This window comes from Psychrobacter sp. CAL346-MNA-CIBAN-0220 (genome assembly GCF_040309805.1).
In the GTDB taxonomy this organism is placed as follows: Bacteria; Pseudomonadota; Gammaproteobacteria; order Pseudomonadales; family Moraxellaceae; genus Psychrobacter.
This window is the reverse complement of sequence record NZ_JBEOPF010000002.1, coordinates 340,219-351,948: the sequence shown is the minus strand read 5'-3', so window position 1 is coordinate 351,948 and position 11,730 is coordinate 340,219. Positions and strand designations below refer to the sequence as shown.

The following is an 11,730-nucleotide window of genomic DNA, read 5'->3' as shown; positions in this document are numbered from 1 at the left end:
TCCTGGAGGTTATATATATAAAATAAAGACTATATATTATCAGATTATGAGTCTTTGCCATTTATCAAATGGTTGTTTAAAGGTTGTCGGATAAAAAATCCGACAGAATAGAACGTCATTAAACAAAGACTATTCCCTAAAAATTAGTAATTATTATAAGATATTAAACTTATAGAGATTCTAATGATAATATTTTGACTATTGCTGACCATCCTGTTTATTATTTTTACCACGGCATAGTAAACTTGGCCGAGTGTTTTGTGTGATGGCAATTGGTACCGGTGTAATGATTATTTCTCATGCCAATGATAGCTTCTCCTAGATTGTCTAGCCAATTTAGTCATATGAGCGTACCACAAGCTTATAAAGCCCATTCGGTTGCCACCGATATTCAAGGCGTTACCAGTATTATATTTATACGGTTATTAACGTTAGTGTTTATTTAATAGTTCATTGATTATGACGTTAGTTAAATCATAATCAATGAATGCAGCTGAAATACTTTGATAGTAGATATTTTTAATTAGATACTTGTTAAATATACTAAGAGAGCTTAATGAATATTTTAATCGCCCCAGACTCGTTTAAAGAAAGCTTAGAGGCCATCGATGTGTGCCATGCCATCAAGTCTGGGTTTAGTGAGGTTTTTCCGAATGCGGACTATACTTTATTACCGATGGCAGATGGCGGTGAAGGCACGTCCGCCGTCTTGTCTTATGTACTTAACGGGCGCTGGAAAGAAGTCACCGTGTACGATCCGCTGATGAGGCTCATTACTGCAAAATATTTGCTGTTACCCGATGCTACTGCGGTGATTGAAATCGCCGAGGCCTGCGGTCTACATCTATTAAAATTGGAAGAAAGAAACCCTGTGATTACTAGCAGCTTCGGGGTTGGCGAGCTTATCAAAGATGCCTTACATGAAGGAGCAAGACGCATTATTATTGGTCTTGGCGGTAGTGCTACTAACGACGCCGGTGTTGGTATGTTAACCGCTTTAGGAATGGCCTTGTATGACCAGCAGGGAGAACCTTTAACGCAAGGTGGGGGCCAACTTGCCTGCTTGCAACGGATAGACAATACAGCATTCAATCCGAATATTTTAAATACTGTCTTTGAAGTGGCCTGCGATGTGACCAATCCGTTATGTGGTCCGTTAGGAGCCAGCGCTATTTTTGGCCCACAAAAAGGCGCAAGCCCTGAACAAGTTGAGCATCTAGACAAGTCTCTAAGTCACTTTGCAACTGTTTGCCATCAACACGGTAATGAGGATTATCAAGATATTGCTGGTGCAGGCGCAGCAGGCGGTCTTGGCTATACATTAATGACCTTTTGCGGGGCGCAGTTACAGTCAGGCTTTGATACGGTTGCCGAGGCGGTTGGTCTATCCCAACATATTGCCAATGCTGATCTAGTGATAACTGGGGAAGGTAAGCTTGACGCGCAATCCTCAATGGGCAAAGTTACTGGCGGTATCAGTCAACGTGCTCAGCTCAGCCATACGCCTGTTATTGCTATCTGTGGTAGTGTGGATGGGCTTAAACCTGCCCAAACCACCCAGTTTGATGTGGTGATGCCAACTATCCAAAAAGTAGACTCTATCGACAATGTATTGAAGGGTGCCTATGACAATATAGAAACCACTGCCGCAAATATCGCTGCCGCTATTCGTCTAGGACAGAATATAAAGTAGTGATGTGGATTAGTGATAGTTTAAAACCTACATATTAAAAAGCCTTAAATATTCCAATATTAATAGAAGGCTAAATCTATTATATGATTTATAAGGCATGTTACTATTCATAGTGATCTTTAGAATGCTATTCAAATTACTATACAACAAATTCATTCAAGCCAAACATCAACTATCAAGGATGATAAATGACACACTCTAACCCTATTACGAGCGCTGCTCTAGACACAACAGACCCTTTGATTGTAAGAGAAGACAGTAACGGTGTTGTTACTCTCACTTTAAACCGCCCTAAACAATTTAATGCGTTATCCGTTGACATGTTATCTGCACTGCAAACAGAGTTGGCTAGCATTGCACAGGATAGCAACATCCGAGTGGTGGTGATTGCGGCAAATGGCAAAGCCTTTTGTGCCGGTCATAACCTCAAAGAAATGCGCGCAAATGCAGATAAGGCATTCCACCAAGCATTATTTGAGCAATGCAGTCAACTGATGCTGACCATCAATAATATGCCACAAATTGTAATTGCCAAAGTACAAGGCATCGCTACAGCAGCAGGCTGTCAACTGGTGGCTACCTGTGACTTGGCGGTAGCCTCTGATACTGCAAAGTTTGCGACTTCCGGCATAAATGTGGGGCTATTTTGTTCAACGCCTGCCGTCGCTGTCAGTCGCAATTTGTCTTCCAAACAAGCGTTCGAGATGCTTATTACTGGTGAATTTATTGATGCCCATACCGCTTTACAGCAAGGATTGATTAATCGTGTGGCTGCCGCTGATCAATTAGACGCTACCCTACAATCTTTAATCGATGCTATTACTGCTAAATCTCCTATCGCCGTCGCTACAGGCAAAAACATGTTCTATAAACAATTGGATATGAGTTTAGCTGAGGCTTATGATTATGCCAGTGAGGTAATGGTAGGTAATATGATGGCAGACGATGTGGCAGAAGGCATTGATGCCTTTATTGAGAAGCGACATGCCGTATGGACAGGACGTTGATGGTTAGTTGATTTAAACAGCTAATATTATGAACAGTCTTGTAGGGTGTGCTTGGCGAAGCATAACCCACCAATTAACGATTGATTGGGATCAAAAACGGTGGGTTACGTTTTATCACAACTCTCTCTGAGAATTTAATAAAAACGCCTCTTATCTGTTATTCCGATAAGAGGCGCTTCATTTTACTTTATTGGCTTCGCCCGCTAAAGCGGCTATAGGAGCTTATGCTATGCGCATATCGCCGGTTTCAACGTAACGTTGATGCCATGATAACGCTTCGTCAAGCATATGCGGTGTATGCATGCCAGCTGTTTTTACAGAGCGATCATAGTAATCTTGCAACATCGGACGATAGTCTGGATGCGCACATTTTTCGATGATCACTTTGGCACGTTGACGTGGAGCAAGACCGCGCAGATCAGCCAAACCTTGCTCAGACACAATCACCATCACATCATGCTCGGTGTGGTCAACGTGTGACACCATCGGCATGATACACGAGATAGCACCCTCTTTTGCCACTGATGGGGTCACAAAGAATGAGGTAAAGGCGTTACGCGCAAAGTCGCCTGAACCGCCCAAACCGTTCATCATGTTGGTGCCCATCACGTGGGTAGAGTTTACGTTACCATAGATATCGCATTCGATCATCGCATTGATGGCCAATACCCCTAAGCGACGTGACACTTCAGGATGGTTACTGATTTCTTGCGGGCGCAAAATAATGCGCTTGCGTAAGGTTTCAATATTGGCATTAAAACGGTCCAATGCCTCTGGGCTTAATGACATAGCAGTAGCCGAAGCCATGGTCATTTTGCCGGACATGATCAAATCTAACATGCCATCTTGCATGACTTCAGTGAAACCAGTCAAGTTTTCAAACGGGCTATTTTGCAAGCCGGCTAATACGGCGTTGGCAACGTTACCCACACCAGATTGTATCGGCAATAAGTTAGCAGGCATACGCCCTTTTTTGACTTCGTGACCGAAAAAATCAATAATTAAGTCGGCAATTTTGTTTGATTTTTCATCCGGATCAGCAAACTTACTGTTACGATCTGGTGAATCGGTTAAAACGATGCCCACTACTTTGCTTAAATCACAGGTCATATATGGACTGCCAATACGCCCACCTGGGGTAATGAGTGGAATTGGTGTGCGATTAGGCGGTACACCAATGTCGTCATAGATATCGTGCATGCCCTCTAACAGTAAGCTTTGACGGCTGTTGACTTCAAGAATAATTTTATCAGCATTATGCAACCAGGCATTACTGGTACCAATTGAGGTAGAAGGAATCAAGCGTCCGTCTGGCAAAATACCAGCCACTTCAACCACAGCGACATGCATATCGCCATAAAACCCAAAGGTGCTTTGTTGGGCAACATGTGACAGATGCATGTCAAAGTAATGGGCTTCGCCAGCATTTACTTGTTTACGAAAATCAGGATCAGATTGATAAGGTGAACGCATTTTGATGCCCTTGGCCTTCGCCAGTACACCATCGCATTCGGCAGCAGTAGAAGCGCCGGTAAACAAGCCAATTTGAAAGGCTTCACCACGAGCATGCGCAGCTTCCATGCGTTTAGCTAAAGCTGCGGGTATGGCTTTTGGGTAACCTGCACCCGTAAAACCACTCATGCCGACATTCATATCGTTGTGAATAAATTCGGCTGCTTGTTCGGCAGACATGATTTTTTCACGCAAACCTTCGTGACGGACTCGCTCTTCATGGTTAATTGAATTCATATAATTTTTCCTAGTAACTTCCATATTAAAATTAATCCTCATTGCCATGAGGAAAAATCGAAACGAACCCATTAACACGATTTCGTTGCAGCATCTTGCCCAACTTTATTGCAAAATACCAGTAGTTTGGCATAAATATTGATATTAATATAACTGCTTGACCATGCCTTCTTCTAGCAAACTCATGTCTTTGATAAAAGCATCCTCTGCAACCACCGTGGCCTTATCATTGGCAAGTATACACTTTAAGCGACGCAGCAAGGTAAACGGTAATATCACCCGCCCTTATTGCGATTGCTTAAAATCGCTGCGTATTAGGTCAGCGATTGACCAAATGGAAGCCACAATCAACATTGTTCGACAGCCTTCGCCCATAAAAATTTTTGCTCAAGTAGTCATTCAAACGTTGTCACTGATAAGGCTTTTATTAAAAACTGGCTATCTTGGTTTCCCGATCAAGCATTACTTTAGCAACTTCTGCTGGATCTGCTGCAGTAACACCGTCAATCAGGGCTGTTTGATCAAGACCTTTGCCAGGCAAATAAATCGCACAGACTTCGACTTTGGTTTTTGTCTTTTCCATAACTGTCTTCATCAAACCTTGAGCACTCATATTCATAGGCGGTTGGCCGGCAGTCACACTTTTTGGCGCATCGCGTAAAGCCATATCGCCAGCCGCACCGCAGAGTAATACACGAGTTGCAGCACCTTGCTGCGCCGACTGCATGGTGAGCACCATCGACATCAGTTGTACTTGAGCATTATCCGAGGTAACAATCACTAGTAAAGGTGGCGTTGATACGTTGATATGACGCGTCTCTTCAGCAGAAGCAGAAGTTGAACTTACGGCAAGGAATGTGGCAACTGCGGTAAGCGCAGTGATAAGAATTCGTTTCATAGTTTCTCTCCGTTTGTTGCAAGGTTATCGGCTCTTAAGTTGACCTACTTGGCGAACAGCCGTTACAGGCTTACTTTGGTTGCCCTATTTTGAAAGGTAGCAATAAAGGTTTTTTATAAACAAAAAATGGCAATTTAAAAAATATGTTTTGAAAAACTTAACATCGTAATTAATTATATTATGTTTTTTAATATAATAACATGTTATATTGAACCTGTTGCAATTATTTAACCCCATACTAAGGATTAACAAATGAGAAACCGTCAACGCGCACACGACAACCAGTCATGCCAAGATGAGTCAACAACCGACGCCATTCAGTTTCCTCAACTCAACCAGCCAGCACCAGACTTTAACGCGCTAACCACCGATGGCATGAAGTCGTTAAGTGATTACGATGGCAAATGGTTGGTATTGTTTTCTCACCCTGCAGATTTTACCCCGGTATGTACCACTGAATTCATAGCATTCGCCAATAAGGCCGAAGATTTCCGGGCAAAGAACTGTGAATTACTGGGATTATCCATTGATAGTGTGCATTCCCACATTGCTTGGATGCGTAACATCAAAGAAAACTTTGGTGTAGAAATCACCTTTCCTATCATTGCTGATTTATCGATGCAGGTTGCCAAAGCTTATGGCATGATTCAGCCTGGTGCCAGTGATACCTCAGCAGTACGAGCAACATTTATCATTGACCCAGAAGGTGTTTTACGGGCGATGGTCTATTATCCAATAAGTAACGGTCGTTCTGTGGATGAATTCTTACGTCTACTTGATGCCCTACAAACTAGCGATGAAAACAAAGTCGCTACCCCAGAGAACTGGAAAGTAGGTGAACCAGTTATTGTGCCACCACCACGTACCGCTAAAGAAGCGGAAAGCCGTGCTGACGAAGGCTATGAGTATACTGATTGGTATTTCAGTAAAAAAACCCTGTAATAGACTTTACTGCTCTGTCGATAATTGATGTCGAGATGAAATACGCCAGTAAAGTAAACAAATAAAAATAGCCCTGCTACTTTATAAGTGGTGGGGTTATTTATTTAGCTTATTTAGCGAATCACTTTCAATACGACCATCAACTAGGTTGATAGTGCGATCACAGGATGCTGACAACCGTGGATCGTGAGTTACCAACAGTACCGCACAATCACGCTCGCTATTAACTTTACGAAATAACTCAAATACTTCAGCAGCCGTAACGGTATCAAGATTGCCGGTAGGTTCGTCGGCTAATAGTAACGCAGGCTTAGTTATGAGGGCTCTGGCAATGGCCACTCGCTGTTGCTGACCGCCCGAAAGCTCATTCGGCTTACTGTTGGCAAATTTCTCCAGGCCAACAGCGGCAAGCAGTTCACGAGCTTGCTGTAGTGCAAATTTATCTGGTTTACCCTGTGCTAGCATCAATGGCATCAACACATTATCTAACGCCGTAAATGCTTGGATCAGATGGTGAAACTGAAAAACAAAACCGATACTATTGCCGCGCAGCGCAGTTCGTCCGGCGTCATCCATAGCGCTGGTGGGCTGACCTAGTAGATAAAGCTCACCGCTACTGGGCTTATCTAGCAAGCCTAATATATTCAATAAGGTACTTTTGCCAGAGCCAGAGGGACCAATCAGTGCCGCAAAATCATTATTGCCAATGCACAAATCAATACCATGTAGCACTTCAATCTCATTGGGCTGGCCAACATTATAAGACTTGCGCAATGCCTCTAAACGCAGAACTTCATGAGACTTATCAGACATATTATTAAGCTCATTATTGGAAATATTGTTAGACTCATTGTGAGGGATGCTATCAAACATAGCGAATAGCCACTACCGGATCCAGTGCTGCTGCCCGTCGCGATGGTATAGCAGCAGCCAGTACGCCTGTGAGCGTCGCCAGCAACATGGCCACTATAACCAGCTTTACAGAGATTGGAATATAAAATAACCCCGGGCCAAAAGTATTGAATACCCACACTAGCGCGTAACTGGCAGCACTACCCACAACCGAACCCAACAGACCAAATACGGCGCCCTGAATCAAAAAAATACGTAAAATCTGCTGCCTTGTCGCGCCAGTTGCCCGCAAAATACCAATTTCTCGGGTTCGCTGTACCACACTGACTGACAGCACACTAGCAATACCAAAGGCCACCGAAATAGCCACAAACACAATTATCATATTAGTAGACAAGCTCTGTGCTGAAAGCGCATTCATCAATTGCACATTAGTCACAATCCAGCTTTCTGCTTGTAATGATGTCAAGCGCCCTACCTGCGCTGCGATGTTTTCTGCCTCAAAGATATCTGCTACGGTTAGATCGATCACCGTGACACCGCCTGGGAGACCAAGCAGCGATTGCGCCTGCTTTAAGTCTAAATATACATAGCGTGCATCTAGCTCGCGCACGCCCAGCTCAAATATACCGGCAATATTCACCACTGCACTATTCTGCTGCCCAGTTTCTAGGCGCAGCTTATTACCCACTTGTACCCCAAGATCTTTAGCTAACTGGCTGCCAATCAATACATCGTCAGCGCCTACTCGCAGTTGGCCGCTGACCAAATACTCCTCAAGCGGTATGATCTTCTGATAACGTTCAAGGTCCGTACCCACTAACGCCACCGACGCTAATGCCTCACCACGCCTTACAAAGGCGGGTCCTGACACCGTTGGCGATACGGCCGTTAATAATGGTAATTGATCCAAAGTAGCGGTAATCTGCTGCCAGTTGTTAATTGATCGTAGCCGCTGTGGCCGTTTGTCTTCCTGTAGCAACTGTACAGTACCCGCTACAGGCGGTAGTACTAGATTAACTTCATCCGGTGGTAATAAACGAATATGGGCCTGAGTACCTAAAGTATTGTCGATAAGGTTAGACTGTAGTCCCTGAACTAAAGCGGTAATAAAAATAATAACTGCCACGCCTACTGCTACGCCCACAGTAATCATGATCGATTGCATGCGCCCCTCGCGCAAAAAGCTCAGCGCAATGGTTGACTCAATCCATAGTCGCCCGAAAAAGCCAGTCAATTGGTTTTCTCCGGTAGTTCATTACTGAGACCTATCGCGTCGACATTCTCCATAAATGGAAGCGGTTGTGACTTAATACGCACCCGCGTACCATCCGCTAATGAGGATGCGGCATCGGCCAATACCTGATCATCAAGGCTTAAGCCCGCAATTACTTCAGACATTGCCAAGCCCCGTAAACCAAGCGTTACCTTCTGGCGTTGTATTTTGCCATCACGCAGCGACACCACTACCGCCTTATCTCCTTGCACATTACCTATAGCATCATTTGGGAGTACTAGTGCCTGCGCGCGTCGATCCGTTTCAATATTCACTGACACGGTCATATCTTGACGCAAAAAATTAGGCACGGGATCAACGGTTAGCCTAACTTCTACCGTACCACGCTGTGGATCAATACTGGGTGCAATAAAATTGATACGGGCAGGAAAAGGACTATCTGGGTAGGCATCAGCAATAGCGACCGCGTTTTGCTGTAACGCCAGCCGTGATAAGTTACGCTCATCGAGCGGCACTCGAATTTCCGTACTACCCTCTAGCGCAATGGTGAACAGCGTCCGACCCGGCTGTACCAGATCGCCGGTTTCCACATTGCGGGTTAACACTGTCCCTGTCACTTCGCTGCGTACTTCAGTTTTGGCGAGCTGAGCCTGTAGCGCCGTTAAACGCTCGCGCAGTAGAATCTCCTCAACCCCACCAACAGCCAACGCCACCACTTTTAAACGTGCGGACTCAAGGTTATTCAGCGCCTGACTTTGAGCCTGCTCTGCTTGCGCCATCTCTTCAGCCGAAATTGCCGAAATCGAAGCCAACTCGCGTCTACGCTCAACGTTACCGCGAGCTTGTGCTAACTGTACTTTAGCATTGGCTAAATCCGCTGCTGCTTGTGGACGTGTGCTGGTCGCAAGTTCGCTCAGCGCAGCCTCCGCTTGCCGCACTTGGGCAGCAACCTCATCCGACCTCAGTACCAACAACAGATCGCCTTTTGCCACTTGATCCCCTTCTTGGATCAAGCGCTTAAGCACCACACCGGTGACTTCACTACCCACTTCAGTGCGCGACACCGTGACCACTCGCCCAGTCGCAACCACCGTTTGTACCAATGGCATTGACCTCACGGTATAGCTCGGTAACAGCGGTCCCTGCCACCAACGAAATACAGCAAAACCAGCTGCCAGCATCAGCAGTATGCCAATAGCCACATAAACCACAGTTTTATAGCGGACAGCACGCAATGAATTTCTCCAGTTCAGATGCTTCAGATTCTTATCGTAGTTTTTATTATAAGCGTTATCAAGAGAAGTTGCGTCCAGCTGACAAGGATCAAGAGTTAGGATTTTAAGCTGTCAGCTGAACATTAAGATTAAAAGTTATAGACTAGGATGATTTAGCAATCATTAACAATATGATTGATTAACGTTGACGTCCTTGCTCATACATTACTATCATAAGATAGCTGATGATGATAAATTAGGCCCTACGTTTGGTCGAACCAGTCATACTTGTGACCAGTGGTAACATTACTATATAGGCATAAGCCAACAATGCTACTACCGTAACCATATGGAACGCCCAATCTACCCAATAGGTGAGGTCTCCTAAGCTGGCATTAAAAAATAGTGGTAAAGTAAAAAAGCCAATAACTGCAATCACACCTGCCAGCATACCAGCAAGACCATACGCCAATTTTTTATATCTACCTACAACGGCCCAGTAAATCCATGCAGCAATTAATACCAGAAATAATGCACTGACCAACGTGGCATTCTCTAGTATTGCTTCCCATAACATCATAAATGCTTGATTTAAAAGTAACATGGCCACTCCTTTACCCATCTTATTGTAAGCAATTTTAGTTTGAGAAAACATGAAACGTAGGTTTAAATAATACTAACGTTTAATGCTGGTCTAAACTCGACCTTTGGCAACCGCCATATAGGCAGGTTTTAGCATCATCTCTTCTAAGAACCAGGCAAAATAGCTTTCTTTTAAAGGGTCAACTAAAGGAACGCTCGGTATTAAATTATTTTCATAATCGAACTCAACCAGCATCGCTTTACCTTCTTCTATCAACAGCGGACAAGAAGTATAGCCATTAAATTTTTGGCGTGGCGCTTTACCCTGTATGACGTCAATAAGGTTGGCCGTCACTATCGGGGCAGAAATTTTGATGGTTGCCGCCGTTTTACCTTTTGGCGTGCCATTGATATCGCCAGCACCAAAAATATTGTCATAACGCTTATGCTGTAAGGTATATTTATCAACATCTAACCAGCCTTTTTCGTTTGCCAGTGGACTATTTAGCACACTATCTACCGCGAACATGGGCGGTACGACGTGGATAAAATCATAATCTTGGCGGCTTTGGATGCCCTGCTCATTCGTAAAATAAGCCACTTTGGCACTTTTATCGAGTGCTGCTAAGCGTTGCTCAAAATTCGCTCCAATCGGTGGATCGTAAGAAGACCAACGTGACAATATATTCTCATTGACAGCAGGAACACTAAACACCGTCTTATGCGGACTAAAGAACTGAATATCGCTATCTTTTCGAGTGCCGGCTTGTATGAGTCTATCGTGCAACATAAAAGTCATTTTTAATGGGGCACCGGCACACTTCATATCGGTATGGGCTAGCGTCATCACAGCACGACCGCCTTTTTGGCGCAATGCATCTATTTGGTGCCAGGTTTTTAGGGCGATTTCTGGGCTAGGATAGACACTACCAATACCGTCAGTGCCTAAATCTTCAAAACTCAAACCCTCAATCTGCTCAAAGCCCAATCTTAGTCCAGTTGCTATGACTAGATAATCATAATTGAGCTTTTTACCACTGTCGGTTATCACTTGATTACTATCAGGTAAAAATTCATGGGCATTTTCTTGTACCCAGTTGATGCCCACCGGTAATAAGCTAGCATTGCTATCAGTGACTTTGTCAATATTATCCCAAACCCCTGTCGCTAAAAGCGTATAACCGGGTTGGTAGTAATGCGCCTTTCGACTGTCTAGAATAGTCAGCTTAGCATTGGGCAGTTGGCGGCTCAGTCGATTGGCAACCGCCAACCCTGCAATGCCGGCACCCACAATAATAATATTGGCTTTTTCTTGGTGTTTGGGTAAAGATGCACAGCCGGTCAGTGCCATGCTGCCCATGACTGCCCCAGTCGCCACACCCGCACCAATAAATTGACGGCGGTTTAATTGTTTTGAGTCATTGAGCATTAGAGCATTATCAGCGCTAGTGTTATGAGAAGGCTTAATATTAGAGGTATTAATGTGGGAGGCAGTAACCTCTTGGTTTGATATATCGGGCGGATATCTTAAAGGTCGTTTCATGATATTTTCCTAT

At 44.3% G+C, this 11,730-nt stretch carries 10 protein-coding genes; 3 read left to right on the top strand and 7 right to left on the bottom strand.

Annotated elements, in window-relative coordinates; genetic code table 11:
* Window positions 1–556 precede the first annotated feature (556 nt).
* The gene (locus AAEY88_RS07535) at window positions 557–1,693 is read left to right on the top strand and encodes a glycerate kinase (RefSeq protein WP_350561031.1); all 1,137 of its coding nucleotides are present in this window, start codon (window positions 557–559) and stop codon (window positions 1,691–1,693) included.
* Between the two features lie 188 nt (window positions 1,694–1,881).
* The gene (locus AAEY88_RS07530) at window positions 1,882–2,700 is read left to right on the top strand and encodes an enoyl-CoA hydratase (protein ID WP_350561029.1); all 819 of its coding nucleotides are present in this window, start codon (window positions 1,882–1,884) and stop codon (window positions 2,698–2,700) included.
* Between the two features lie 222 nt (window positions 2,701–2,922).
* Here the strand turns inward: AAEY88_RS07530 and AAEY88_RS07525 are convergent, their stop codons facing one another.
* A complete protein-coding gene (locus tag AAEY88_RS07525; RefSeq protein WP_350561027.1) occupies window positions 2,923–4,449 on the bottom strand; it encodes an acetyl-CoA hydrolase/transferase family protein in 1,527 nt (508 codons plus the stop codon).
* Between the two features lie 427 nt (window positions 4,450–4,876).
* Window positions 4,877–5,347, bottom strand: coding sequence for a hypothetical protein (locus AAEY88_RS07520; protein WP_350561025.1), 471 nt, complete (start codon window positions 5,345–5,347; stop codon window positions 4,877–4,879).
* Between the two features lie 252 nt (window positions 5,348–5,599).
* Here AAEY88_RS07520 and AAEY88_RS07515 point away from each other — a divergent pair, with 252 nt between their 5' ends.
* Complete coding sequence (locus AAEY88_RS07515) at window positions 5,600–6,289, top strand: peroxiredoxin (protein WP_350561023.1); 690 nt, start codon at window positions 5,600–5,602, stop codon at window positions 6,287–6,289.
* 96 nt (window positions 6,290–6,385) lie between these two features.
* Here AAEY88_RS07515 and AAEY88_RS07510 read toward each other — a convergent pair whose 3' ends face one another.
* The 5 genes from AAEY88_RS07510 to AAEY88_RS07490 form a co-directional block, all read right to left on the bottom strand.
* Window positions 6,386–7,102: an ABC transporter ATP-binding protein gene (locus tag AAEY88_RS07510; RefSeq protein WP_350561021.1), complete on the bottom strand. Its 717-nt coding sequence runs from the start codon at window positions 7,100–7,102 to the stop codon at window positions 6,386–6,388.
* Window positions 7,103–7,154: 52 nt separating this feature from the next.
* On the bottom strand, window positions 7,155–8,378 hold the full coding sequence (locus AAEY88_RS07505; RefSeq protein WP_350561019.1) for an FtsX-like permease family protein: 1,224 nt from the start codon (window positions 8,376–8,378) through the stop codon (window positions 7,155–7,157).
* Window positions 8,375–9,613: an efflux RND transporter periplasmic adaptor subunit gene (locus tag AAEY88_RS07500; RefSeq protein ID WP_350561017.1), complete on the bottom strand. Its 1,239-nt coding sequence runs from the start codon at window positions 9,611–9,613 to the stop codon at window positions 8,375–8,377. The genes AAEY88_RS07505 and AAEY88_RS07500 overlap by 4 nt, the downstream gene beginning before the upstream one ends.
* Window positions 9,614–9,848: 235 nt before the next feature.
* A complete protein-coding gene (locus tag AAEY88_RS07495; protein ID WP_350561015.1) occupies window positions 9,849–10,196 on the bottom strand; it encodes a hypothetical protein in 348 nt (115 codons plus the stop codon).
* Between the two features lie 90 nt (window positions 10,197–10,286).
* Entirely contained in the window at window positions 10,287–11,717 is a 1,431-nt protein-coding gene (locus AAEY88_RS07490; RefSeq protein WP_350561013.1) for an FAD/NAD(P)-binding oxidoreductase, read from the bottom strand.
* Between the last annotated feature and the right edge of the window lie 13 nt (window positions 11,718–11,730).